The 24,283-nt window shown below is 69.3% G+C and carries 25 protein-coding genes; 10 read left to right on the top strand and 15 right to left on the bottom strand.

Annotation, left to right across the window (positions count from 1 at the left end; all coding sequences use genetic code 11):
* Positions 1 to 72: 72 nt before the first annotated feature.
* Both BO39_RS02010 and BO39_RS02005 read right to left on the bottom strand, forming a co-directional pair.
* Positions 73 to 975 carry a cupin domain-containing protein gene (locus BO39_RS02010; RefSeq protein ID WP_043829388.1) on the bottom strand — a complete coding sequence of 301 codons (903 nt, stop codon included), beginning with the start codon at positions 973 to 975 and terminating at the stop codon, positions 73 to 75.
* An 87-nt stretch (positions 976 to 1,062) separates the two neighbouring features.
* The gene (locus tag BO39_RS02005) at positions 1,063 to 1,863 is read right to left on the bottom strand and encodes an IclR family transcriptional regulator (protein ID WP_043829387.1); all 801 of its coding nucleotides are present in this window, start codon (positions 1,861 to 1,863) and stop codon (positions 1,063 to 1,065) included.
* A 131-nt stretch (positions 1,864 to 1,994) separates the two neighbouring features.
* On the opposite strand from BO39_RS02005, the gene BO39_RS02000 reads away from it, so the two are divergent.
* Genes BO39_RS02000 through BO39_RS01985 form a run of 4 tightly spaced genes read left to right on the top strand, consistent with a single transcriptional unit; the run spans position 1,995 to position 5,836 of the window.
* Positions 1,995 to 2,804 (top strand): HpcH/HpaI aldolase family protein, encoded by an 810-nt coding sequence (locus BO39_RS02000; protein WP_043829386.1) that lies wholly within the window; start codon positions 1,995 to 1,997, stop codon positions 2,802 to 2,804.
* Positions 2,805 to 2,827: 23 nt separating this feature from the next.
* Positions 2,828 to 3,775 (top strand): DUF6282 family protein, encoded by a 948-nt coding sequence (locus BO39_RS01995; protein ID WP_052401316.1) that lies wholly within the window; start codon positions 2,828 to 2,830, stop codon positions 3,773 to 3,775.
* Between the two features lie 44 nt (positions 3,776 to 3,819).
* Positions 3,820 to 4,800, top strand: a complete 981-nt coding sequence (locus BO39_RS01990; RefSeq protein WP_169742714.1) for a Bug family tripartite tricarboxylate transporter substrate binding protein — start codon at positions 3,820 to 3,822, stop codon at positions 4,798 to 4,800.
* Positions 4,801 to 4,810: 10 nt separating this feature from the next.
* A complete protein-coding gene (locus BO39_RS01985) occupies positions 4,811 to 5,836 on the top strand; it encodes an NAD(P)H-quinone oxidoreductase (RefSeq protein ID WP_043829384.1) in 1,026 nt (341 codons plus the stop codon).
* Between the two features lie 73 nt (positions 5,837 to 5,909).
* On the opposite strand, the gene BO39_RS01980 is transcribed toward BO39_RS01985, so the two are convergent.
* Positions 5,910 to 6,380, bottom strand: a complete 471-nt coding sequence (locus BO39_RS01980) for a RidA family protein (protein WP_052401315.1) — start codon at positions 6,378 to 6,380, stop codon at positions 5,910 to 5,912.
* A 196-nt stretch (positions 6,381 to 6,576) separates the two neighbouring features.
* Between BO39_RS01980 and BO39_RS32385 the strand changes: the two genes are divergently transcribed.
* Positions 6,577 to 6,774 carry a hypothetical protein gene (locus tag BO39_RS32385; protein WP_156963377.1) on the top strand — a complete coding sequence of 66 codons (198 nt, stop codon included), beginning with the start codon at positions 6,577 to 6,579 and terminating at the stop codon, positions 6,772 to 6,774.
* 352 nt (positions 6,775 to 7,126) lie between these two features.
* Here BO39_RS32385 and BO39_RS01975 read toward each other — a convergent pair whose 3' ends face one another.
* The 4 genes from BO39_RS01975 to BO39_RS01960 are packed head-to-tail and all read right to left on the bottom strand — an operon-like array spanning position 7,127 to position 10,595.
* Positions 7,127 to 7,900, bottom strand: coding sequence for an isochorismatase family protein (locus BO39_RS01975; protein WP_043829383.1), 774 nt, complete (start codon positions 7,898 to 7,900; stop codon positions 7,127 to 7,129).
* A 15-nt stretch (positions 7,901 to 7,915) separates the two neighbouring features.
* On the bottom strand, positions 7,916 to 8,911 hold the full coding sequence (locus BO39_RS01970; RefSeq protein WP_052401314.1) for an ABC transporter substrate-binding protein: 996 nt from the start codon (positions 8,909 to 8,911) through the stop codon (positions 7,916 to 7,918).
* A 14-nt stretch (positions 8,912 to 8,925) separates the two neighbouring features.
* Positions 8,926 to 9,804 carry an ABC transporter permease gene (locus tag BO39_RS01965; RefSeq protein WP_052401313.1) on the bottom strand — a complete coding sequence of 293 codons (879 nt, stop codon included), beginning with the start codon at positions 9,802 to 9,804 and terminating at the stop codon, positions 8,926 to 8,928.
* Positions 9,801 to 10,595, bottom strand: coding sequence for an ABC transporter ATP-binding protein (locus BO39_RS01960; RefSeq protein ID WP_043829382.1), 795 nt, complete (start codon positions 10,593 to 10,595; stop codon positions 9,801 to 9,803). Before BO39_RS01960 ends, BO39_RS01965 begins: the two co-directional genes overlap by 4 nt.
* A gap of 258 nt (positions 10,596 to 10,853) precedes the next feature.
* Here BO39_RS01960 and BO39_RS01955 point away from each other — a divergent pair, with 258 nt between their 5' ends.
* A complete protein-coding gene (locus tag BO39_RS01955; protein WP_043829381.1) occupies positions 10,854 to 12,209 on the top strand; it encodes an amidase in 1,356 nt (451 codons plus the stop codon).
* A gap of 102 nt (positions 12,210 to 12,311) precedes the next feature.
* Here the strand turns inward: BO39_RS01955 and BO39_RS01950 are convergent, their stop codons facing one another.
* The 3 genes from BO39_RS01950 to BO39_RS01940 all read right to left on the bottom strand — a co-directional run bounded on the left by BO39_RS01950 (position 12,312) and on the right by BO39_RS01940 (position 14,344).
* A complete protein-coding gene (locus BO39_RS01950; protein WP_043829380.1) occupies positions 12,312 to 12,899 on the bottom strand; it encodes a hypothetical protein in 588 nt (195 codons plus the stop codon).
* 155 nt (positions 12,900 to 13,054) lie between these two features.
* A complete protein-coding gene (locus BO39_RS01945; protein ID WP_043829379.1) occupies positions 13,055 to 13,300 on the bottom strand; it encodes a hypothetical protein in 246 nt (81 codons plus the stop codon).
* Positions 13,301 to 13,534: 234 nt separating this feature from the next.
* The gene (locus tag BO39_RS01940; RefSeq protein WP_043829378.1) at positions 13,535 to 14,344 is read right to left on the bottom strand and encodes a fumarylacetoacetate hydrolase family protein; all 810 of its coding nucleotides are present in this window, start codon (positions 14,342 to 14,344) and stop codon (positions 13,535 to 13,537) included.
* A 257-nt stretch (positions 14,345 to 14,601) separates the two neighbouring features.
* On the opposite strand from BO39_RS01940, the gene dps reads away from it, so the two are divergent.
* Both dps and parE read left to right on the top strand, forming a co-directional pair.
* Entirely contained in the window at positions 14,602 to 15,111 is a 510-nt protein-coding gene (gene dps / locus BO39_RS01935; RefSeq protein WP_043829377.1) for a DNA starvation/stationary phase protection protein Dps, read from the top strand.
* A gap of 113 nt (positions 15,112 to 15,224) precedes the next feature.
* Positions 15,225 to 17,195, top strand: a complete 1,971-nt coding sequence (gene parE, locus BO39_RS01930; RefSeq protein ID WP_043829375.1) for a DNA topoisomerase IV subunit B — start codon at positions 15,225 to 15,227, stop codon at positions 17,193 to 17,195.
* 6 nt (positions 17,196 to 17,201) lie between these two features.
* On the opposite strand, the gene BO39_RS01925 is transcribed toward parE, so the two are convergent.
* The gene (locus tag BO39_RS01925) at positions 17,202 to 18,089 is read right to left on the bottom strand and encodes a LysR family transcriptional regulator (RefSeq protein WP_043829373.1); all 888 of its coding nucleotides are present in this window, start codon (positions 18,087 to 18,089) and stop codon (positions 17,202 to 17,204) included.
* Positions 18,090 to 18,189: 100 nt separating this feature from the next.
* On the opposite strand from BO39_RS01925, the gene BO39_RS01920 reads away from it, so the two are divergent.
* Positions 18,190 to 19,191, top strand: a complete 1,002-nt coding sequence (locus tag BO39_RS01920; RefSeq protein WP_043829371.1) for an aldo/keto reductase — start codon at positions 18,190 to 18,192, stop codon at positions 19,189 to 19,191.
* Positions 19,192 to 19,233: 42 nt separating this feature from the next.
* On the opposite strand, the gene BO39_RS32380 is transcribed toward BO39_RS01920, so the two are convergent.
* The 4 genes from BO39_RS32380 to BO39_RS01905 all read right to left on the bottom strand — a co-directional run bounded on the left by BO39_RS32380 (position 19,234) and on the right by BO39_RS01905 (position 21,876).
* Entirely contained in the window at positions 19,234 to 19,386 is a 153-nt protein-coding gene (locus BO39_RS32380) for a hypothetical protein (RefSeq protein WP_156963375.1), read from the bottom strand.
* 80 nt (positions 19,387 to 19,466) lie between these two features.
* Positions 19,467 to 20,609 carry a DNA topoisomerase IB gene (locus tag BO39_RS01915; protein ID WP_052401312.1) on the bottom strand — a complete coding sequence of 381 codons (1,143 nt, stop codon included), beginning with the start codon at positions 20,607 to 20,609 and terminating at the stop codon, positions 19,467 to 19,469.
* 181 nt (positions 20,610 to 20,790) lie between these two features.
* On the bottom strand, positions 20,791 to 21,144 hold the full coding sequence (locus tag BO39_RS01910; protein WP_052401311.1) for a hypothetical protein: 354 nt from the start codon (positions 21,142 to 21,144) through the stop codon (positions 20,791 to 20,793).
* A 9-nt stretch (positions 21,145 to 21,153) separates the two neighbouring features.
* Positions 21,154 to 21,876, bottom strand: coding sequence for an alpha/beta fold hydrolase (locus BO39_RS01905; RefSeq protein WP_043829369.1), 723 nt, complete (start codon positions 21,874 to 21,876; stop codon positions 21,154 to 21,156).
* Positions 21,877 to 22,421: 545 nt separating this feature from the next.
* Between BO39_RS01905 and BO39_RS01900 the strand changes: the two genes are divergently transcribed.
* Positions 22,422 to 24,251, top strand: coding sequence for a DEAD/DEAH box helicase (locus BO39_RS01900; protein WP_084697797.1), 1,830 nt, complete (start codon positions 22,422 to 22,424; stop codon positions 24,249 to 24,251).
* Positions 24,252 to 24,283: the final 32 nt, after the last annotated feature.

Here is a 24,283-nt window from a genome sequence, read left to right as displayed (position 1 = left end):
TCGTCACCGACAATCCAACAGGGGCGGAGACGCGCATTACCCACGCGCGCCCCACCGCCGGATGGTGCGCCCTCAGCTCGGCGCGGGTGCCGGGTAATCCGCCTCGTTCAGCACCCAGCCGGGCTTGGCCGAGAAGTCGTGACGCGGCGGGCTGAAGATGTCGATCATCTGCCCCGCCTCCTCCGCGCGGGAGGTGTGGATGGCCGGCGGCGGGATCACTGTCAGAGAAGGCGCCTTGCAGAGGCGGTGCTCATCCTCCCGCCAGGCGTTCATGTCCGTCGTCCAGGGCCACCGGATGTGGTGCGTGTAGGAGCCGTTCAGCACCAGCGAGCCCTGCTCGAAGTCGTCGTGGTGGTGAGGCGACAGCTTCGAGATGTCGCGCGGCCCCGGCGCCGGCTCGAGGACGTTCACCATGAAGGTCGTGCAGCGCCAGATCCGCCCGAAGCGACCTGCCTGCTTCGGCACGTCGAGGCTGTAGGCGCGGATGCGGAAACCGCCCGGCGGCACCGGCCAGTTCTCCAGCGGTGGGATGTTGGAGCGCGGCTCCGCGTAAGACGCTGCGTTCGGGCACAGTGCGACGAGATCCGCCGAGCGGGTGGTGAACAACCGCACCACTCGCCCCCCGGATTGAACCGTGATCCGGCTCTCCCCCGGCGGGATGAAAGCGATGGAGTGGCCAGCGATCGCCCGCTGCTCGCCGCCGGCCTCCACCTGCACGGAGGTGCCCGCGTCGGGGAGGAGAAGCACATACTCGTCCGGCTGCGCCGCGCGCGACAGGACGGCCCCTGTCTCCGCCTCGGTATAGGCCGTGAGAAAGTTCTGGCCGCGCGTGTACCAGCTTCGCGCATCGGCACCGCTTTCCTGCGGGGGCACCTCGTAGAAGAGCCCATACTCCGCCGGGGCGAGACGGGCGGGGGCAGGGCGCGTGGCCTGGCTGGGCGCCAGATCGGCGCGCGGGTCCGAACGGTCGTACATGCTGGGTCCCTCCCAAGGATCCTGTCCCGATCATCGGAACATCTTTCCGTGGATCAGACCAAGAATTGTTCCGCGGGATTGGCGATGTCAATCCGCGGCGGCTGGGGGCGCCTGCAGGCCGAGCAGCGCCGAGACACGTCGGCCCGCCTCGACCACGGCACGAATCTGGCCCGGCGAAGGCTCCGCCTCGATGAACTGGATGGAACCAACGATCGCGATCGTTCCGGCCAGCGCGCCCGATCCATCAAAGATCGGCGCGGCAAGGGCATTCACGCCCAGCACGCTCTCGCCCGGCGAGACGGCCCATCCGCGCCGCCGTACCCGCTCCAGTTCCGCCCGAAGTGCGGTCGGGCTCGAGATGGTGTGGGCAGTCCGGATCTCGAACCGTGAGAGAAGAACCCTTTCTCGTTGCTCCGGCTCGGAATAGGCGAGCGTGATCTTTCCCTGCGCCGTGCAGTGGAGCGCGAGCTGAGAGCCGGGCTTCACCACGATCTCAATCGCCTCACGGCTCGGCAGCGTCGCGAGCACCTGGGCGCCCTCGGCCGCGGCACGGCTCACCACGACTGACTGCCCGAGCGCGTCCCGCAGGTCGCGCATCGCGTCCCGAGCAATGGCCGCGAGATCGAAGGCCTCGGCGACGATCCGCCCGAGCGTCACAAGGCGGCTTCCGATGAGGTATTTCTCTGATCCCGCGGGCTGCGTGACATAGCCCTGCTCCAGCAGCGTGCGGAGGTGCCGGTGCACGCGGCTCTTGGAGCTCTGCATAGCCCGGGAGAGGTCCGTAACTCCGACCCCGCCTGGCTGCCGCGCCAGGAACTCGAGAATGCCGAGGGCCATGGACACGGCCTGCAGCCCCTCCCCCCGCACCGGTCCTGCGATCCTGGGCATTAGCCCTCCTCTACCCCGCCTTGACAGCCAAGGACGAGCAACCCTACGTTCTGTTCAACGGCCTGGTGTCCCGTTTACCAGAACAGTGCGATGGCATCAAGGCTAGGTCAGGATCGTTCAGGAACCCGCCAATGACCCCACCCTCATCGGCTGACAGCCAAGGCGCTGGCTTCCGCGAAAGGCTTCTCCGGGGCGAGCGCCTGGTTGGCACCTTTCTCAAGACCCCCACGCTGCATGCGGCGGAGATCCTCGGCGGCGTCGGGCTCGACTTCGTCGTGGTGGACGAGGAGCACTCGCCTTTCGACCGCCAGGCGACCGACGCGGCCCTCTTCGCCGCCCGCGCCACCGGCATGGCCGGACTGGTGCGGGTGCCCAGCGCAGCGCCTCACCACCTCCTCTCCGTGCTCGATTGCGGCGCGACGGGCGTGCTGGTCCCGCACGTCGCGAGCGCCGCGATGGCACGACAGGCTGCCGCCGCCTGCCGCTACCGCGGCGGGCGACGAGGCTGGTCCGGCTCCGTGCGTGCGCATGGCTATGGCGGCGGAAAGATGTGGGAGGCGATCGACCACGCCGACACGACCACCACGGTTATCGCGCAGATCGAGGATGCCGAGGCGCTGGACGAGATCGACGCCATCGCAGCCACGGAGGGGATCGACGCGCTCTTTATCGGGCGCGGTGACCTGACGGCCTCGATGGGCGCCCCCACGAACGATGCGCCGGCCATCCGCGACGCCGTGGATCGCATCGCGGAGGCTGCGCGCCGCGCGGGCAAGCCCATCGCCGTCTTCGTAGGCGGGATGAAGGAGGCGGAATGGCTGGCTGGGATCGGCGCCACGGCCTTCGTCTACTCCTCCGACCAGGGATTCATGAAGCAGGCTGCCACGCGCGCCCTCTCCGACCTTCGCGCGCTCGGCGTGGCCCAGGTTGCCACGGCCTGAGGCAGGAAAGAGGACCACAAGCCATGACCGTACAGAAAATCACCCCCGACGCGATCGACGCCGCGGAGGTGGACGCGCTGATGCAGGGCGCCATCGACCTGCACTGCCACAGTGGGCCATCCGTGATGGCGCGCGCGCTGAACCACGAGGAAGCGCTTGCCCAGGCAGCCGCGGCGGGCATGCGCGCCGTGCTGTTTAAGGACCACTACTATCCCACCGGGCCTTTCGTGGATGTGCTGAAGGAGGCAGGCAAAGCGACCGTTGCCGAGCCGATCGGTAGTATCGTGCTGAACAACTCCGTCGGCGGCATCAATCCCTTCGCGGTGGAGCCCGCGCTGAAGACCGGGGCAAAGGTTGTATGGATGCCCACCGTCTCGGCGGCGAACCACATCCGCGAGGGGCATCGCAAGTCGCTCCTGCCGACCAAGGGCAAGATGCTGAAGCAGGTGGCGCTCTCCGCTGTCGACGAGCGCGGCGACCTGCTGGACAACGTGAAGCAGGTGCTCGACCTTATCGCGGAGCACGATGCCGTCCTCTCCTGCGGGCACCTGCACATCAGCGAGTGCTGGCCGCTCTTCGATGAGGCGAAGCGGCGCGGCGTAACACGCCTGCTCTGCAACCACCCGAGCTACACCGTCGGCGCCAGCCTGTCTGACATGAAGGAACTCGCCTCCATGGGCGTGTGGCTCGAGCACTCGATCTGCATGTTCATCCCTAACCGCCTGAAGTGCTACGAGGGCGACTTCCTCAAGGCCATGATCGACGCGGCGGGCGTGGACCGCACCTTCTTTGGTTCCGACATGGGGCAGACGAACGTGCCTATGCCGGTCGAGGGGTTCCGCGGGATCATCCGTCTGCTCCTCTCTCTCGGATACGGGCCGGAGGAGGTCCGCCGCATGGTTTCGACCAATGCCGCCCAGCTCGCCGGTATCGGCGCGAACGAGACCGCCGCCAAGGCAAAGGTGGCCTGAGAGGCAGAGGTAGAAGCAGCGTCGGCGGAACAAGGAAGATGATCATGCTCACGAGGCGCCGCGCGCTCCTCGCCCTTTCGGGTGCGGCACTCGCAGCGCCGCTGCGCCGCGTCGCCGCACAACCTGCGTGGCCCTCGCGTGCCGTCACGGTGATCGTGCCTTTCTCGGCCGGCGGCTCCGCAGATGTCGTTGCCCGCGCTCTCTCCAAGCACCTGACAGGTGAGTTCGGCCAGGCCTTCGTCGTGGATAACCGCGCCGGCGCGGCTGGGAACATCGGTGCCCAAAGCCTCGTGAACGCTGCGCCCGACGGCTACACGCTGATGATGACCACCAGTGGCCCGGGTGCGACGAACAAGCTTCTTTACAAACAGATCCCTTACGACCCGGAGAAGGATCTCGCGCCGATCGGCCTCATCGCCGACACGCCGCTCGTGATCGCGGCGACGCCGAAGCAGCCCTTTTCCACGCTGCCCGAGCTGATCGCCTACGCGAAGGCCAACCCCGACGCGCTGAACTTCGGTACGCCAGGCAACGGTACCATGGGCCACATGGCCGCCGTGCAGCTGATGTTCCAGCAGGGTATCCGGTTGAACCACGTGCCCTATCGCGGCACCGGTCCGCTGACCAATGATCTGCTGGCCGGCACGCTGGACCTCGCCTTCGACTTCGTGCCCACCTACCTCGCCCAGTTCGACAGCGGCGCGCTCCGCGGCATCGCCGTCACCTCGCCCGAGCGCCTCGCCAGCGCCCCGCGGCTGCGTACGACGACGGAACAAGGGCTGCCGGGCTACACGCCCAAGGCTTGGTTCGGGCTGGTTGGGCCCGCCCGCATGCCGCGCCCGGTCATCGACCGCCTGAACGCCTCCATCAACGCCTATATCCAAGGTCAGGAGGGAAGTAGGCTCCTCGCCAGCCTCGGCGCCCCGGTCCGCGGCGGTACGCCGGAAGACTTCGCGCGCACCATCCGAGAGGAGGTCTCGCGCTGGCGCCCTATCGTCGAAGAGGCGAACATCCGGCTCGACTAGGACCGCCATTGTGAAAGTCATCGAATACCGCGGCGCCGGCGGGATCGAGGTGCTCGGGCTGGCCGAGCGGCCGCTTCCCCTGCCCGGCCCTGGCGAAGTGCTCGTGCGCGTGGTCGCGGCCGGGCTCAACCGGCCCGACGTGCAGCAGCGCCGCGGCCTCTACCCGCCACCCCCGAGTGCTTCCGACATCCCCGGCCTGGATCTGTCCGGCATCGTCGAACGCGCGGCACCAGGCATCTCCTGGCCGTGCGTCGGCGACGCCGTCTGCGCCATCGTCACCGGCGCGGCCCATGCGGAATACTGCGCGGTGCCAGTGGAGCAATGCCTTACGATCCCGCGTGGCCTGAGCTTCGTCGAGGCGGCCTCCCTGCCCGAGGTATTCTTCACCGCCTGGAACAACGTGATCTGGCTCGGTCGCCTCAACGAGGGCGAAACGCTCCTCGTGCAGGGCGGAACCAGCGGCGTCGGCTTGGCCGCGATCCAGATCGCGAAGCGGCTTCGCGGCGCACGAGTGATCGCGACGGCCGGAACGCCGGAGAAGCGCCGCATCTGCCTCGAGACCGGCGCCGACGCCGCGATCGATTACCGCAACCCGAACTGGCCCGCCCTGGTCCGGGAGGTGGCGCCGGAGGCGGGGGTGGACGTGATCCTCGACGCTCAGGCCGGCGACTACACCCGCCCCCATATGGAACTCTTGGCGCCGGATGGCCGTCTGGTCCTCATCGCCAGCCACCGCGGCACCGAGGCAGTCGTCGACCTGCGCGCGGTCGTGCGGCGCAGGCTGACACTGACAGGTTCCACGCTCCGGCCGCGGCCGCCCGCCTACAAGGGCCGCCTGGGGCGGGAACTGAGAGAGCAGGTCTGGCCGCTGCTGGAGAGCGGCCAGATCAACACCCGCATCTGTGCCGCGCTGCCCATGGAGCGCGCAGCCGAGGCGCACGCCCTCCTCGATGCGAACGAACAGATCGGGAAGGTGGTGCTCGTGATGGATCCGGCCCTTGCTGACTCCGAGCCCTCCGGCCGGGCCGCCGGCTGATCGGCCTGTCCACCCCGCAGCATCACGCGCGCATCACCGACGGCCCACCCGGCCCACACAAACTCCGACTGGCCTATGGTGCGACGGCCGCCACCACGTCAACTTCCATCAGCATGCCTGGCCAGGCCAGAGCCTGCACCACGAGAAAGGTGTGCGGGGTGGCCGGGGCGCCATTCATCGCGTTGCGGCGGCACTCACCGATGGTTTGCTGGAAGCGTGCGTCGGTCACGTAGGTCGTGGCCTTGACGATGTCGGAAACCGAAGCGCCCTGTTGCGCGAGCATGCGGCCGACCTTCTCCCAGGCGTATCGGCATTGCGCCGCGACATCTCCAGGAAAGAGGATGGCGCCCGTCTTCTCGTCTTCGGATCCCTGCCCGGACAGGTAGATGAAGCGGGCCGGGGTACGAACCGTCACCGCGTCGGCGAACCGGCCACTGTTCCAGTTCCCGTTGTCGATCGTGCGCTTCTCGAAGGCAAGCTGGGCGACGGCCGCTGTGGCCAGCAACAGGGTGCCAGCAGCGGCGGCAATGATGGAACGGCGCAAGGTCAGATCCTCCGCCGCCAGGGCTCGGCGAACTATCTCGCGCCGCGGCGGTGCTGAGATCAGGCAACCAATGTGCCAAGAACCAGGATGATCTCTCCGGTGTCGCACGCACCACCGGATACGCCTTTGTCCTGCGCAAGATGCTTGCCGCGAGGGGCTGCGCGAGGGTGATTACTCGCTCGTGACGGTCGGAGGTATGACGCAACGCTGGGAAGCCATGCAGCGAGGCGAGCAGATTGGCACTATCCTGTCATGCCCCTACGCCATCCTCGCCAAGGCGCGCGGCTTCCGCCAGCTATCCTGGGCAATGCAGGTAATTGGCCCATACCAGGGAAACGTCGCCGCCGCGCGTCGCAGCTGGGCGGCGGTCAACCCGGAAAAGCTGGTCGGCTAGGTCCGCGCCTATGCCGCATCCATCACTTGGCTCTACGAAGAGGCGAACCGAAAGGAGGCGATTGCAATCCTGCGGCGGAACCGTCCAGGTATGTCGTCGGAACTTGCCTCGTAGAGCTATACCGAGCTGCTTGACGCGCGTGAGGGCTTCTTCCGTGGCGCGCAGGTTAGTGTCGAGGGCCTGCGGAACGTCCTTGCGCTGCGCAGTCGCTATGCCGCCTCGCCGAAGAACCTGTCCGAGGTGACACGGTACTGCGATCCCACCTACTGGAACGCGGCTATGGCCGGGACTGCAGTGCGGTAGGATCGCCCAGGCAGGGCGAGGATCGCCTCGCCCTGCCGCCCTTTCCTTCCTACTCCGCAGCGACGCCCATCGGCCGCATTCCAGCGCCCGAGGGCAGCTCAAACAGCCCGTCCGGCAGGCCACTGACAAAGCCAAGCGTCTCCTCAAGCGGCACTACATCGGCGTATTTCGCGTGCATGTCGCAAAGGTTGATGGCGTGGCTCGCCTGAGAGCGGTCGAAGCATCCCTCCTCGACCACCGAGATCCGGTAGTTCAGGGAGAAGGCGTCGAGCACTGTCGCCCGCACGCAGCCGGAGGTGGTGGTGCCCGTCACCAGCACGCTGTCAGCGCCGAGCAGCGTCAGGAAAGAGGTCAATGGCGTTCCCTCGAAGCCCGACGGCTTGAGCTTGCGGATGACGATGTCCTGTGGGCCCGGTGCGATCTCATCGACGACGTCGTTGCCGTCGCGATTGCTCACCGGCACTCGGGGCGCCTCGCCGTTGCGCCGGTTCTTCCATGCCCAGGAACCCGCGTCCCAGTTGTCGGCGCGCTTGTCTCCGGTGGTGTAGATGATGGGCAGACCCTTAGCACGGCAGGCCTCGACGAGCTTTGCAATCGCAGCCACCCCGTCCCATGCCTCCTCGCCGCAGGAATTCCGCCAACGCTTGATTGATTCAAGGATCGGCTCCCGTTTGTCGCCACAGAAATTGTAGTTCACGTCGATGATCAGGAGGGCTGGCCGTTTCCCGAAGCCCTGCCGTGCGCCGTAGCCGGCGGCCGAGAAGACCTGCTTGTCCCGCTCGGTCAGGAACTGGTTCCAAACAGGTTCTTTGGTGCTGCTCAACCTCTTCCTCCTCGCTCAGAGCGACGCGGCGACCTGCCGCTGGAACTGCATGTCGATGATGCCGTCATAGGCAACATCGCTCTTCAGGATGTCGGCGGCGCGCACCACCCGGTGTCCGGTGGTCCAGGAAGCCTCGCTGATGCTGCCGTCGTGGCTCCAGAGCTCGTCCGCAAAGGTGCGGTCCAGCGTCGCCTTCAGGTCCTCAAGCGGTGCCGTCGGCCACTCGCGGCGTGCGAAAGTCGCGGCTTCCGCTGGATCGGCATAAGCCGCTTTCAGCCCGCGCGCGACGGCACGCACGAAGCCCTCCACCACGCGCGGCTCAGACTGGATGCTGTCCTGGCGGATGTTGAGCGTGGAATAGGCGTAAGGGCCGAGTTCCTTGGGCACGTTCAGCCAGGGCTCGTCCCACAATCCCGCGCGCAGCCCCTGCGTCACCATTGGCTCGCTGACGACCGCGATCTCGGCAGCGCGCGCGCGAACGGCGGCCATGATTGGCGCGGTCGCCAACTCGCTCAGCGTCGCGTCGCGCCGGGCGTCAAGCTTCCATTCGCCGAGGAGATAGCGCGTGATCGAGTTTGGCGTGCCGCCGTAGAGGCCGGTCGCGATCGTCCTGCCGCGCACGAAGCTCGTGAAATCACGTCCTTGCGGGGCCAGGCCCTTGCGTGCCACGAAGTAGACGTTGCCACGGTCCACCACGTTGCACACGGCGCGCAACTCCGCGCCGCGGGCCTTGGCGAAAGCGTTGTGCTCGGGGCCGCCGATGAAGGCAAACGCCTGCCGCGTGAGCACGGCGTTGGTGTGCGAGGCGCCTCCCTCCACAGTCAGCACCTTGAGCGAGAGGCCCTCCTCCGCGAAGTAGCCCTTGTGGCTTGCGAGGTAGAGCGGCAGATAGCCGACGAGGTGCCCCGGCTCGGCCACGATGATCTCACGCGCCTGTGCCCGAGCAAGACGCGGCGCCGCAAGGACGGAGGCAGCGCCAAGCAGGCCGCGCCGGGTGGGAAGGTCGAGCATCGCCTGGTTCTCCTTCAGTGGCGAACATGCTTCAGCAGCAGGCGCTCGAGCCAGCTGACCGCGAGGTACATGACAACCGACATGGCCGAGAGCACGGTCACGGCGCACCACACCAGGGCGATCTCGTAGGTCTGCCCTGCGTAGAGGATGGCGCGCCCGAGCCCGTGCTGGGACGAGATAAACTCTCCCACCACCGCGCCGGTCAGGGCCAACCCGATGTTCACCCGGAGCACCGAAATGCCCCAGGGGAGACAGGCCGGCACGACAAGCTTGCTGAACACCTGCCAGCGTGAGGCACCGAGCGAGTACATGAGCCGCTCATGATCGGCATCCACCGCTTTCACACCGGAATAGGTCGTCAGGGCGGAGACGATCACCGTCAGTGCCATACCAAGCGCGACCTTCGACGCGAGCCCGATGCCGAAGACGAGGATGACCAGCGGGGCAAGAGCCAGTTTAGGAATTGATTCGAAGCAGATGATGTAAGGCTGCACGATCGCGGCGTAGTTGCGCGACCACCAGAAGGAGAGACCCCAGGCGGTGCCCAGGGCAGTGCCAAGAATGAAGCCGAGCAGCGTTGCGCGCGCCGTGTACCAGGCATCGGTCAAGGCATCGCCGTCGCGGAAGAAGACGACCATCGTCTCGGCAACGGCAGAAGGGCGCGACCAGAAGAAGGCGTCCAGCGCTCCCGTCGCGGCCGCATACTCCCAACCGCCCACCAGCGCGACGAGCAGCCCAACCTGGAAGAGCACGATCAGCCAGGCCGGCCAGATCCTCTCCCGCGGCAGGCGGCGCACCCGGAAGGGCGAAAGCTTCGGCCTGGGCGGCGCGCCGACACTGGAAAGCGCCCCGCCGGGCGCCGCGCCAGCCCGGCCGCTCGCTACCTCGCTCATGCCTCCTCCTCGGCGTGGGCACTTGCACCATGCCCGAGCAGATCAAGACAGCGCTCCCGGATGGCGCTGAATTCGGACGTGAGGGCCAGGCTGCGTGGTCGCGGGCGCCGAAGCGGCACCTCCAGCGTCGCCACGACACGCCCGGGTCGGGCCGCCATGACGTGGATCACATCGGAGAGGTAGACCGCCTCCTCCACATCGTGGGTGACGAAAATCACGGTCTTCCTGAAGTCCTGCCAGATTTGAAGCAGCCACTCCTGCATGCGCCCGCGCGTCTGCGCGTCCAGCGCGCCGAAGGGCTCGTCAAGCAGCACGATCTCACTGTCGAAAAGTAAGGTGCGCAGAAGCGCCGCACGCTGGCGCATGCCGCCCGAAAGAGAGGCAGGATAGGCATTCTCGAAGCCGCCCAGCCCGTAGCGGTGCAGGTAAGGCAGCGCGTAGGCGCGAGCCTCGCTGACGGAGGCGCCACGGATTTCGAGACCAAGGATGATGTTGTCGAGTACCGTGCGCCAGGGCAGCAAAAGGTCCTTCTGCAGCATGTAGCCGACGCGGCCGATGGTGCCTGTCGCGTCCTGGCCATCGATCACGACGACTCCGTCGCTCGGCGTCAGCAGCCCCGCCACCGCATTGAAGATCGTGCTCTTCCCGCAGCCGGACGGCCCGATCAGGCTGACGAATGTTCCGGGCGCCACAGCGAGATCGACGCCGTCCAGCGCGGTGAAGACGCTTCCGTCGGGACGGAGGAAGCGGTGGTGGACGGCACGGAGTTCCACCTTCGGAGGCGTTCGCATCACGCAGCACTCCTCACCCGGCCTGGCAAGGCTGCGCCAAGGCCCGTCCGCGGCGTTGCAATATGCGTGCCGTTCGTTCGGGCTCGAACGATCGTTCCGTGGCCGCGCCCGCTTGCCGCGTCAGGTCCGGGGCACGGCAATTGCTCCGCGCGCTCCGTGCCCTATCCTCCCGGGGCCCTATCCTCCCGGGCGAGAGGTCCCGGCGCATTGCCGTGGCAGGGGCTTCGGACGGGTCCGCCTTCCTTAAGGAGTGCAAGCATGGACAGCATCCCCTCGGCGACACCGCGGCGGCGTCCCTTCCTGTCGCGCAGCGGCGGCTTCTCCGCGGGCGCCGACACCCCGCGCGCCTTCCTCGAGGAGTGCCTGGAGGAGCTGGAGCGCTGGGAACCCCGCATCGGCGCCTTCACCGTCGTCGATGTGGAGGGCGCGCGCCGACAGGCCGATGCGGCGACGATCCGGTGGCGTGACAACCGACCGCTCTCCGCGATCGACGGCATGCCCGTTGGCGTGAAGGACATCCTTGAGACGGACGACATGGTCACGGGAATGGGCTCCCCGCTCTACGACGGCTACCAGCCGCGCTTCAGCGGCGCCGGCGCCTGGGCCCTGCGTGCTTCGGGCGCCGTGATCCTGGGCAAGACCGTGACGACGGAGTTTGCCGGCAGCGAGCCTCGCGGCACGCGCAATCCCTGGGACACGAGCCGCACCCCCGGCGGCAGCAGCAGCGGCTCGGCCGCCGCGGTGGCCGCGGGGATCGTCGCGGGCGCGCTTGGCACCCAGGTGGTCGGCTCCATCATCCGCCCGGCCGCCTTCTGCGGCACCTACGGCTTCAAGCCGACGGTCGGCGGCATCAATCGCGGCGGCAGTCTCGACATGCTCAGCCAGAGCTGCACCGGCACCATCGCCGCCAGCCTGGAGGATGCCTGGGTGCTGGCCCGCGCCATGGCCGAGCGCGTGGGTGGCGATCCCGGCTATGCCGGTCTCGGCGGTCCACTCTCGCCGCCCGAGGCGCAGCGCCCCGCGCGCCTCGCCCTGCTGCGCACCGCCGGCTGGTCCGGCCTGGAGCCCTCCGCCCGCGAGGCGCTGGAAGCTGCCCTCGAACGCCTGCGCGCGGGCGGTATCGAGATCCTGGAACCCGAGACCTGCCCTGAGCTCGCCGCGGTCGAGACGGCGACGGCCGAGGCGCGCGACATCACGCTTGGGATCAATGCCTGGGAGTGGCGCTGGCCCATCGGCGCCTTCCTCGACCGCGACCCGGCCGGCCTGAGCGCCTCTGTGCACGAGCGCGCGGAGCTCGGCCGGAAGATGACGCGCGACGACTATGTCGCCCTCCTCGCCCGCCGCTCCGCCGCGCGTGCCGCCTACGCCGCCCTGGCCGCCCGCTGCGACGCGGTGGTCAGCGTCACCGCCCCCGGCGCCGCGCCGGTCGGGCTGGGCTCCACCGGGAACCCGATCTTCGTGGTGCCCGGCTCGATGCTCGGCGTGCCCGTGGTGACCCTGCCTGTCCTTCAGGCGGAAGGCCTGCCTCTCGGCCTCCAGATACTCGGCTTTGCGGAGGGGGACCCAGCGCTCTTCGCCCACGCCCGGTGGGTCGAGGGCCGCTTCCAAGACTGAAGCACCAGCATCCTCGCGCAGGGAAGCTCGCGTCGAGGACGAGGGCGCGCGGCGTCGGAGGGCTGGCCAGGAGGCCGTCCTCATCCGCGCCGCCACGCGCCGCTAGAGGCCGGTAAGCACCACCTGCTCGCGCTTGCTGTAGCGTCGCGCCCCCTGCGCCAGCGCGTCGTCGTGGCGACCGCGCGGCAGCAGGGCAAGGAAGCGCCCGAGGTCGCCCAGCTCTCGCGGGTCGAGAAGGAGTGCCCGCAGAGCGAAGCGAAGCGCACTACCCCGCCGCCCGTTGAGCAGGTTGTTCACTGCGAGGTCCTTGCAGATGTCGTAGAGCGCCCAGCGGTACTCGCGCCGGAAGGGCCGCAGTTCCCGGTCCCGGTACCCCGCGCGCGGACCGGTGGCGAAGCGGTCGGTCAGCAGCGCGGGCGAGTACATCATGCTCTCATGCTCGCGCCGGCAGAGACAGGAGAGCCCCGGCGCGCGGTCCGCCCCGGCGAGAAGGGAGAGCTTGGCCAGGAACAGCAGGTCCTCGCCGAACTGCACGGCCGGGTCGAAGCGGCGCTCTCCGATCAGGGCGCGTGCGATGAGGCAGGTACCGAGATGCAGCCCGTCGAGGATGATGCAGCGCGTCAGCGCCGGGCTGCAACTCGGCGGCCCCCCGGCCTCCGCCGCCTCGAAGCAGGGCACGGCGGGCTTCACGGGGTCCTGGTGGTCGGTCCGGCAGTTGGCGAAGTCGCCGTCCAGCGCGTGCTGGTGGGGGCAAGCGCCGGTATCAGCGGCTCCGGATGGGTCGGCCGCACCACGACGACGTCCGGCCGGAAGCGCGCCACAAACTCGCCGATGCGCGATTGGTCTCAGCCGCGGCAGGCCAGATAGCCGAGGCTGCGATCCCGGCTGTACTCGCGCCCGGGCGCCAGCTTCCGCCGCAGTCGGCTCGACCAGACGAGGAGAGATCCATTCATCCGCAGGTCGCAGGAGACCGCCGGCTCGTCGCCCGCGGCCTGGAAGGCGAGGCACAGCTCATGCGTGTTCCGCTCACCCCCGCCATTGCCCTGCGCCACGTCAAGATAATCCGTGGCGAAAAGGACCAAGAGGGTCATGCACCTCCCCTAGCCCGAGGATTCATCCGGCAACAAGATTGGCCGCCACGGCATCGCGGGAATGTCACGGCTGCCGCAACGGACTGCCAGGGAGGAAAAAGCGCCTTCACGGGCCACAGGAGACGATGCGATCCGCCTGCCGGGCCGCTCGCGCGAACCCGCCCTGTACCCTCTTGCCTCCCGCAGGAACGAGGCGTGGCCGCCGGGCTTCCGCCCGGTGGCCGCGCCCCAGCTTTACGCGAGCGGCGGGGTGATCCGCACGGAAAGGTCGGGCAGGCCCTGGATCTTGCAGAGGATCGTATCCCCGGCGACCACCGGTCCCACATTCTCCGGCGTCCCGGAATAGATGATGTCGCCGGCCTTGAGCTCGAAGGCCTCGGAAAGCCTCGAGATCTGCTCGGCCACGCTCCAGATCATGTTCTTCAGGTCGGAGTTCTGCTTCACCGTGCCGTTCACGGCCAGCGAGATCGCCCCCTCCTTGAAGTGCCCCGTCGCCTCCACCGGGTGGATCGGCCCGATCGGCGCCGAGCGGTCAAAGCTCTTGCCGATCTCCCATGGCTTCTTCTCGTCGCCGAGCGCGCGCTGCAGATCCCGCCGCGTCATGTCGAGGCCGAGCGCATAGCCATAGACATGGTCAAGTGCCGCATTGATCGGGATGTTCCGCCCGCCCGACTTCAGCGCGGCCACCAGCTCCACCTCATAGTGGTAGTTCTTCGTGAGCGAAGGATAGGGATGGTCACCCACCGTTCCCGGCGCCACGAACTGGATCGCGTCGGTCGGCTTCTGGAAGAAGAAGGGCGGCTCGCGGTTCGGGTCCGAACCCATCTCCCGCGCATGAGCGGCGTAGTTGCGGCCGATGCAGTAGATGCGGCGCACGGGGAAGCGCGCCTCGCTCCCGACCACCGGAACGGTCACCTGCGGCACCTCGAAGAGGGTCCGTGGCGCGCTCGCCACCTGAGCCCGGGCCGCGCCCGAGGCCGCCACTAGGCCGGCAGCCCCCAGGGGCAGCGCAGCGCCGAGCATCTCGCGACGGTTCGTCGTCATGATCGTTCCTCCCGTTTCATCGGCCGGCAAGGCAGAATGCCTACCCGCCCCGCCCGGAGCCTACCACGCCCTAGGCGCCGAACCAGCGCCGCCCTGGCGACCCAACGGCCGTCCATGTCGCCCTGCCCTGCGCCATGCGGCGGCGGCAGCCCAGGGCGGCGCCCGCAACCTTCCCCCTCCATCAGCATTCGGCTTTCCAGGCGCGGGCAGCATCCCACATCCTGCCCGCCATCAAAGCCCACGCGAAGGAGTCCCGAATGGCCAAGACCCAGTCCGACAAGGTCCAGCTCGACACCCGGAACGACACCCCCGGCAACGCCAAGGCGGTCAGCATCGCCACGCTGAACGCGGTTCTGGCGGACACGATCGACGCCACCAACGCGACCCGCCAGGCCCACTGGAACGTCAAGGGCAGCCACTTCTACGGCCTGCACAAGATGTTCGAGGAGTTCTACGGCCTCCTCTCGGAGCAGTCGGACGAGCTGGCCGAGCGCGCCGTGCAGCTGGGCGGCATCCCCGACGGCACGACCCAGGGTGTCGGCTCCCGCACCCGCCTGACGCCCTACGACGCGAAGCTCCTCGACGGGCTGGATCACTGCCAGGCTCTCGCCGAGCGCTATGCCGAACTCGCCAAGGCCCTCCGCGAGGGCATCGACACCACGGACGAGGCCGGCGACGCCGATACCTCGGACCTCCTCACCCAGGTCTCCCGCGTGGTCGACAAGTCCCTCTGGATGATCGAGGCCCATCTTCAGGGCAAGAACTGAGCCCCTAGCGGCCCAGGAGTAACACCCCCGCCGCCGCGGCCCGAGAGGGTTGCGGCGGCGGTTGCATATGGCCCCCCGGATGGCTATTTTGGGCCAGGGGACCAGAACAAGTCATGAACGATCTCTTCGGCGGACGCCCCAAGGGCCTCGCCCCGCAATCCTACTCCGCCGCCGACATCGAGGTGCTGGAGGGCCTGGAGCCGGTTCGGCGCCGCCCCGGCATGTATATCGGCGGCACCGACGAGAACGCGCTCCACCACCTCGCCTCCGAGGTGATCGACAACGCCATGGACGAGGCGGTGGCAGGCCATGCCGACCGCATCGAGGTCACGCTCGAGCCCGACAACTGGCTGACGGTGCGCGACAACGGCCGCGGCATCCCGGTGGACCCGCACCCGAAGTTTCCCAAGCTTTCCGCGCTGGAGGTGATTCTCACCACCCTCCACTCGGGCGGCAAGTTCTCGGGCAAGGCCTACGACACCTCGGGCGGCCTGCACGGCGTCGGCTCCTCGGTAGTGAACGCCCTCTCCGAGCGGATGGACGTCGAGGTCGCGCGCGACCGTACCCTCTTCACCCAGTCCTATTCGCGCGGAAAGCCGCTGGGCAAGCTGAAGAACGCCGGCCCCGTCCACAACCGCCGCGGCACCACCATCCGCTTCCGGCCGGACCCCGACATCTTTGGCAAGCAGCAATTCCTGGCGGCACGCCTTTACCGGTTCTGCCGCTCCAAGGCCTATCTCTATAGGGGCGTGGAGATCCGCTGGTCCTGCGACCCGCGCCTCATCAAGGACGAGACCCCGGCCCAGGCCACCCTGCACTTCCCGGGCGGCCTCAGCGACTACCTGGCCGCCGCGATCGAGGGCAAGCCGGCCGTCATCCCCACCCCCTGGGCGGGCGAGACCACCTTCCCAGGCGGTGCCGGCCGCGCCGAATGGGCGGCCACCTGGATCGAGCAGGGCGAGGGCTTTCTCTCCACCTACGCCAACACCATCCCCACGCCCCAGGGCGGCACGCATGAGGCCGGCTTCCGCGCGGCGCTGGTGAAGGGCCTCCGCGCCTACGGTGAGCTGCGCAAGGAGAAGCGCGCCGCGGCGGTGACGGCCGAGGATCTCTTCGGCGGCCTCGCCGGCATGGTCTCGGTCTTCGTGCGCGACCCGCAGTTCCAGGGCCAGACGAAGGACAAGCTCACCTCCCCCGAGGCCGCCCGCCTCGTCGAGAGCGGGCTGCGCGACCATTTCGACCACTGGCTGACCGGCGACACCCGCAACGCCGACAACCTCCTCGCCTGGGCGATCGAGCGCGCGGAGGAACGCATCCGCCGCAAGGAGCAGAAGGACACCCCGCGCAAGACCGCAACGCGCAAGCTCCGCCTGCCCGGCAAGCTCGCCGACTGCTCCTCCGAAAACGCCGAGACGACCGAGCTCTTCCTGGTGGAGGGCGACTCCGCCGGCGGTTCCGCCAAGCAGGCGCGCGACCGCGTCACCCAGGCCGTGCTGCCGCTGCGTGGCAAGATCCTGAACGTCGCCTCCGCCAGCACCGAAAAGCTGCGTGGCAACCAGGAGCTGCGCGACCTCGTGGAGGCGCTCGGCTGCGGCGTCGGCGACCGCTTCGACCTGGCGCGCCTCCGCTACGGCCGCATCATCGTCATGACGGACGCGGACGTGGACGGTGCCCATATCGCGGCCCTGCTGATGACCTTCTTCTACAAGGAGCTGCCGGCGCTGGTGCGCGAGGGAAAGGTCTTCCTCGCCCAGCCCCCGCTCTATCGCCTCCAGCACGGCGCGAAGTCGATCTACGCCCGCGACGACGCCGACCGGGAGCGCATCCTGAAGCGCGAGTTCAAGGCGAACCAGAAGGTCGAGGTCAGCCGCTTCAAGGGTCTCGGCGAGATGCCGCCCGCCTCCCTCAAGGAGACGACGATGGACCCGAAGAAGCGCACCCTCCTCCGCGTCGTCCTGCCACAGGACGCCCGCGCGGAGACGGCCGAGTTGATCGAGGCGCTGATGGGCCGCAAGCCCGAGCTGCGCTTCCGCTTCATCCAGGAAAATGCGTCGAAGCTGGACGAGGCGGAGGTGGACGTCTGAGCCGCCTCAGCCCCGGGCACGCAGGAAGTCTACGAAAGCCCTGAGCGCCGCCGGCATATGGCGGCGCGAGGGATAGTAGAGAAACGGCCCCTCGAAGGGCGGCAGCCATTCATCCAGCAGGGAAACCAGCCGCCCTGAGTCCAGATGCGGCCGCGCCCAGCCCTCAAAGGTTGCGTAGAAGCCCAGCCCGTCCATGGCCGCCGCCAGCCCGACCTGACCGTCCCCTGCGATCACCGGCCCTTCCGGCCGGATGGTCACCACCTCTCCCTCACGCTCGAACTCCCAAGGCAGCATGGTGCCGCTGCTGAACCGCGTGCGGATGCAAGGCAGGCCGAGAAGCGCCCGTGGGCCGGAGGGTACGCCCACGCGCGCGACCAGCGTCGGCGAGGCCACGAGCACGTAGCGCTGCGGCCCGCCCAGGCGCACCGCGATCATGTCCCGCGCCAGGCTCTCCCCGTAGCGCACGCCGGCGTCGAAGCCCTCCCGCACGATGTCCACGAAGCCACTGTCGGACGCGACTTCCACCACCACACGCGGGTGCCGTGCGAGGAAAGGTGCGAGCAGTGGTGCCAGCACAAGCTGAGCGGCCGGTGGCGGCGCGTTGATCCGCAACGTGCCCGACACCGCATCCGCCGCCCGCCCAGCCTCGTCCAGCGCCGCCTGGATTTCGCCGAGCGCTGGCCCCAGCCGTGCCAACAACGCCCTCCCCGCCTCGCTCGCCGCCACGCTGCGGGTGGTCCGGTTCAGCAGCCGCGCCCCCACCCGGTCCTCCAGCGCCCGGATCCGCTCCGTGGCGCTTGAAGGCGATATTCCCGCTTCCAGCGCCGCCGCGCGGAAACTGCCGAGGCGCGCCACCGCTGCCAGCAGTTCCAAATCCTCCAGCGACGCTCTCATTCTTCGCGATTCCCGAACGCATCATGCTGATCATACGGGATTAAGCCTTCGCGTGGCCTGGCGCATATCCCGTGCACCTCAACCGGCAAGGAACCAAGCCATGAAGCAGCGCCGCCTCGGCCGTACTGGCCCCCTCGTCTCCGCCTTCGGCCTCGGCTGCATGGGCATGTCCGACTTCTACGGTCCCGCCGACCGTACCGAGAGCCTGGCGACGATCGCCATGGCCGTGGAGCGCGGCATCACCCTCCTCGACACCGGCGACTTCTACGGCATGGGCCATAACGAGATGCTGATCGGCGAGGCCCTGCGCAGCCTCCAGCGGGACGGCCTCCAGATCAGCGTCAAGTTCGGGGCCCTGCGCGATCCCGATGGCGGCTGGGCCGGCTACGACTCCCGCCCGACAGCCGTGAAGAACTTTCTCGCCTATACCCTCCAGCGCCTCGGCACTGACCACATCGACATCTACCGCCCTGCCCGACTCGACCCGGACGTACCGATCGAGGAGACGGTCGGCGCCATGGCCGAGATGGTCGAGAAGGGTCATCTCCGCCACATCGGGCTTTCCGAAGTGGGCTTCGCCACCATCCGCCGCGCTCATGCCGTCCACCCGATCGCCGACCTGCAGATCGAGTACTCCCTTCTCTCCCGCGGCATCGAGAGCGATATCCTGCCCACCTGCCGGGAGCTGGGCATCGGCGTCACCGCCTATGGCGTGCTCTCCCGCGGGCTGATCAGCGGGCACTGGTCGAAGGACCGCAGCGGCGCCCGCGACTTCCGCGCCATCAGCCCACGTTTCCAGGGCGAGAACCTCGACCGCAACCTCTCCCTGGCGGAAGCCCTGGGCGCCATCGCGGCGGAGCGCGGCGTCACCACCGCCCAACTCGCCATCGCCTGGGTCGCCTCGCGCGGGGAGGACATCGTGCCCCTCGTCGGCGCCCGCCGGCGAGATCGGCTGGAGGAAGCGCTCGGCGCCGCCGACCTCGCGCTCGACGAGGCGACGCTCGCCTCCATCGAGGGTGCCATCCCCGCGGGCGCGGCGGCCGGCGCCCGCTACCCGGCCTCGCAGCTCCTCCACATGGACAGCGAGACGCAGCACGGCTGAGCCGGGCCCGGCCGGGGAGGCCCCCTCCCCGGCCGGCACCGATCAGAGGCTGCGCGGCAGCCCCACGAAGAAGCCGCGCCGCGTGCCGTATTGCGGCGTGCCCATCCCGATCCCGGTGTCGTCGCGGATGAGGTAGGTCTTGTCCAGCAGGTTCACCACGTCGAACCGCGCCGTCCAGGTCGCATCCCCGCCCAACTTGAAATCCTGCGCACCGCACCACGTGATGTTATAAGATAACCACAGGGAAGCACCCAAACTGGCATCCCTCCGCCTGCCTAGTGGCGTGAGCGCTTCGTCCCGCCTCGCTTCACCGGTGCGGCTGCCTTGCCTGCCTTCAGGTGCGCCAGTAGTGCCAGGACTGCCGCCTCTTCGGGCCGCAGGTCCTCCAAATCCTCGCGCAGCTCCTCCTCCGCCCGCTCGGCCATCTGCAGCACGAGCTTGCCCTCCAGGTAACCGTCCAGGAGATCCGGGTGGACGTAGCACTTGCGGCAGACCGTGGGCGTGTTCCCCAGCCGCGACGATACCCGCTCGATCGCGGCCCGGACGTTGCGCTTCGCCGCAGCCTGGGTGTCGAAGGCCTCGAACTCCCGCAAGGCGAGGGCCGCCATCACCGTCCCCGCCCAGGTGCGGAAGTCCTTCGCCGTGATGTCGCGCCCGGAAACCTCGCGCAGGTAGTCGTTCACGTCGCCCGAGGTCACGTCATGCAACGCACCATCCTCGGCGGGGTAGGCGAAGAGCTCCTGACCCGGCAGGTCCTGGCACTCCCGCACCACCCGCGCTACGCGGCGGTCCTGCACGCCAAGGCGCCAAGTTTTCCCGCTTTTGCCCTTGAAGGCGAAGCGCATCGTCTCTCCTTTTACGGAGACATGGCGGTTGCGCAGCGTGGTCAGTCCGAAGGACCCATTCTCCTTCGCGTAGTCGTCGTTGCCGACACGGATGAGCGTCGTCTCAAGCAGGCGCACGATGGTGGCCAGCACTTTCTCCCGCGTCAGGCCCTTGCGCCGCAGGTCGGCCGAGACGCGGGCGCGGATGGCCGGCAGCGCAGCCGCGAACTCCGCCATGTGCTCGTACTTCGTCGCGTCCCGCGTCTCGCGCCAGCGGGGATGGTAACGGTACTGCTTGCGTCCGCGCGCGTCGCGCCCGGTGGCCTGGATATGGCCGTTCGCCTGCGGGCAGATCCAGACATCCGTGTAGGCGGGCGGGATGGCGAGCGAGCGGATCCGCTCCAGCGTCGCCTCGTCCCGTACAGCTTTTCCCGCGGCGTCGTAGTAAACGAAGCCATCACCCTTCGCCTCGCGCCGAATGCCGGGCCGGGTATCGCTCACATAGCGCAACCCCGCCGCCCGCGCCGCCTCTCGCGGCTCGACGATGCTCTCCGCGGCGTCGTCCCGTGTCTCGGCAAGGCTGGCGCTGGTCATGGGTGCGGCTGCTTCCTCCGCGGGAATAAGGCCCGGCACAGCCCCGCGGTTTCCACGCAGCCGGCACACCACCGCTTCGTACCGGTTGCGGCTCACCGGCACCAAGCCGTGTGAAGGGACCCGCGTGGACGAACCGCGTCCAGGCCATCGCCTTCCCGAAGAACGCCCCGCCGACCCCGGCCTAGTTCCCGACACGCCCCCAGGCCCGCTGCCCGTTCATCGCCGGGCAAGCGCAGGCGTCACCCGCCGCCATGGGGCGTTCAAGCGGGCAGACATAGGCCCCGGCATAGCAGGCCTGCCCGACCGGACGCGGCGCCACATAGGCGGTGTAAGGTGCGGGATAGGGCGCCGCATAGGCTGGATAAGGCGGCACGTAATAGGCCGGCGGCGGGTAGGCGTAGGGATAGGCAGGATAAACGGGCACCCCGACGCCGAACCCAAGGAAGACCCCACCGCGCGCCTCCGCCGGCGCGGAAAGGGGGAGCGCCGACGCCAGCAGCGCCGCCACGAGGAGAATGCGCCTGACCTTGCTCATGAGGGGGAGTTAGGTCGCCTCCGGCACGCCTTGAAGGGGCACGGCGAGCCAATCCCGCAACAGAGCCGTCACCGCTTCGGGCGCCTCCATGCTCGGCAGGTGCCCGCAGCCCGGCAGCAGGTGAAGCGCGGCGCCCGGGATGCCCGCCGCGATCTCCCGCGCGAGGTCCGGCGGCGTCAGCACGTCCGCCTCGCCGGCCGCAACGAGAGTGGGCACGGCGATCCGCGCAAGATCGCCACGCGAATCCGGGCGCCCGAGGATCGCCTCCTGCTGCCGCAGGAAGGCGTCGCGTCCCACGCGCTCGGCCATCCCCCTAACCTCGGCCGCGAGCGGCCCCTCGAGATGCGCGGGGTGCAGCAGGCGGGGCAGCAGCCGCGGCGTCACGCCCCGGAAGGCGCCGCGCCGCGTCAGCGACATCAACCCGCGTCGCTGCCGCGCCGCCTCCTCCGTATCCGCGCGGGCTGAGGTGTCGAACAGGGCGAGGCGTTCCACCCGCTCCCCGGCCCGCCGCATGATCTCGAGCGCGACGTAGCCGCCCATGGAGAGCCCGGCGAGCGCGAAGCGCCCCGGCACGAGCGACAGCACCCGCGCCGCCATCTCCTCCAGGCTCGAATCGAGGGTGAGGTCCGCGACCACCGGCTCCGCCAGATCGGCCAGCCCCGCAACCTGGTCGCGCCAGAGCCGCGCATCGCAGAGCAGGCCGGGAAGGAGGATCAGTGGCGGACAGGGCATCGCCCGTGCTAACCAGCGGTTGGGCCGCGCGCAACGCTGCCGTCACGCCACCACTGGCCATCGCGCCACGCCTCTCTTCTTGCATCGCGGCCGTTGCGGGCGCATATCGCGCGCGAGCGGCTGCGTGTCGCGCGGCCCGGAACGGACGCGCCACGCCGGACCACCGGCCGGGCGCCTCCGGCACGCCGCCCGCGCCCGACCCCAGGCCCCCACCGGGGCCCTCCGCCAGACTACCGCCGTAACCGCCGCAGCCGGCCGGATGGCGGCACAGGAATTCACGCTTGACCGACCCCGCGACCGACCACGACCAGCCCCTTCCCGCCGACGGCACCTCGCCGCAGGACCGCGCGCCCGAAGCCGTGCCCGAAGCGGGCGCGGCTGGCTCCGTTCTCGGCGCCGCCGACGGCGACCCCGTGGGCGAGGGCAGCTCCGCCGGTTTCGAGGATCAGCCGGCCGCCTTCGAGGTCGCCGAGCCCGTCGTCGCGATGAACGACGAGCCCGAGGAGGAGGCCACCCCCGACCTCGCCGCCGGCGACATCCGCGCGATGGAGATGGGCGAGCCCGCCGAGGCCGGCCGCGACGAGCCCGAGGCGGCCGATCTGGAAGAGGAGGACGCCGAGTCCGCCAGCGAGGAGGACGAAGAGTTCGAGGAGGAGGACACCGGCACCCCGCCCGTGACCTTCGCCGATCTCGGCCTCTCCGATCCCATCCTCCAGGCCGTCTCCGAAGCCGGCTATGTCCACCCCACCCCGATCCAGGAGCAGGCGATCCCCGTCGTGCTCATGGGCCGGGACGTGCTCGGCTGCGCTCAGACCGGCACCGGCAAGACCGCCGGCTTCACCCTGCCGATGCTGGACATCCTCGCCGGCAGCCGTGCCAAGGCCCGCATGCCGCGGAGCCTCATCCTGGAGCCGACGCGCGAACTGGCGCTCCAGGTGGCCGAAAACTTCGTGAAGTACGGCAAGCACCTCTCCCTCACCCACGCGCTGCTCATCGGCGGCGAGAGCATGGATGAGCAGAGGACCGTGCTCGAGAAGGGCGTGGACGTCCTCATCGCCACCCCGGGCCGCCTGCTCGATCTTTTCGACCGGGGTCGCATCCTTCTGGCGGACTGCAAGGTCCTCGTGATCGACGAAGCCGACCGGATGCTCGACATGGGCTTCATCCCGGATGTCGAGCGCATCGTCTCGCTGCTGCCCCGGCTGCGCCAGACGCTGTTCTTCTCCGCGACTATGGCACCCGAGATCCGCCGCCTGGCCGACGCTTTCCTGCAGAACCCGCGCGAGATCACCGTCTCCGCTCCCGCTTCGGTCGCCACCACGATCACCGCGGGCCTGATCTGGGTGCAGGAGCGCGATAAGCGCGAGGCCCTGCGCCGCCTGATCAAGAGCCAGCAGGTGCAGAACGCCCTTATCTTCTGCAACCGCAAGGTTGACGTCGACATCCTCTACAAGAGCCTCAAGCGCCACGGCTTCAGCGTTGGCGCCCTGCACGGCGACCTCGCCCAGTCCATGCGCTTCGCGACCCTCGAGAAGTTCAAGGCGAACGAGCTGCAGCTCCTCGTCTGCTCGGACGTGGCGGCCCGTGGCATCGACATCGGCGGCCTCTCCCACGTCTTCAACTTCGACGTGCCCTTCCATGCCGAGGACTACGTGCACCGCATCGGCCGCACGGGCCGCGCGGGGCGCGAGGGCCATGCCTACACGCTCGCCACCGCCGACGAGGCGAAGGCTGTCGCCGCGGTCGAGAGCCTGACCGGCCGCCCGATCCCGCCGATGACGATCGAGGGTCTGGAGCCCGTGACCCCCGAGGAGATCCAGGAGGGGCTGAAGTCCTCCCGCGGCCGGGGCCGCGGCGGCGCCCGCGGGGGCCGCGATGCCGGCCGTGGCGAGCGCGGCCGGGGCGAGCCGCGCCGCGAGCGCGGCGGCGACGCCGGGCGCGACCGCCCGCGTCGCGAGGAGGCTGCTCGCCCGCCCCGCGAGGAGCGGGAGGCCCGCCCCCCCCGCGAGGCCGGCGGCTTCCGAGAGGAGCGCGCCCCGCGCCGTGAGGACCGGGTCCGCGAGGAACGGCCGCGTGAGGACCGGGTCCGCGAGGAACGGCCGCGCGAGGACCGCCCGCGGAACGACCGCGATGCCCGGCGCGAGGGCCGCTCCGGTGACCGCGTGCTGGACGAGGTGAACCGCGACGCCGGCCGCGACTGGTCCTCCGAGGACCGCCCCCGCCGCGCCGAGCGCGACAACCGCCGTGAGGCCTACCGCCATCGTTCGGACGACCTCGGCCCGCCCGTCGTTGGCTTCGGCGACGCCACCCCGGCCTTCATGCTCATCCCCGTGCCGCGCCCCCGCCGCCACGCGGACGAGGCCGAAGCGGCCTGACCTTCGCGTGGGGAGGGGCCCATCTCCCCTCC

The sequence above is a fragment of the Roseomonas aerilata DSM 19363 genome (assembly GCF_000711725.1).
Classification (GTDB): Bacteria; Pseudomonadota; Alphaproteobacteria; order Acetobacterales; family Acetobacteraceae; genus Roseomonas; species Roseomonas aerilata.
The sequence above is the reverse complement of the archived record's forward strand: the minus strand, read 5'-3'. Positions and strand labels throughout refer to the sequence as shown.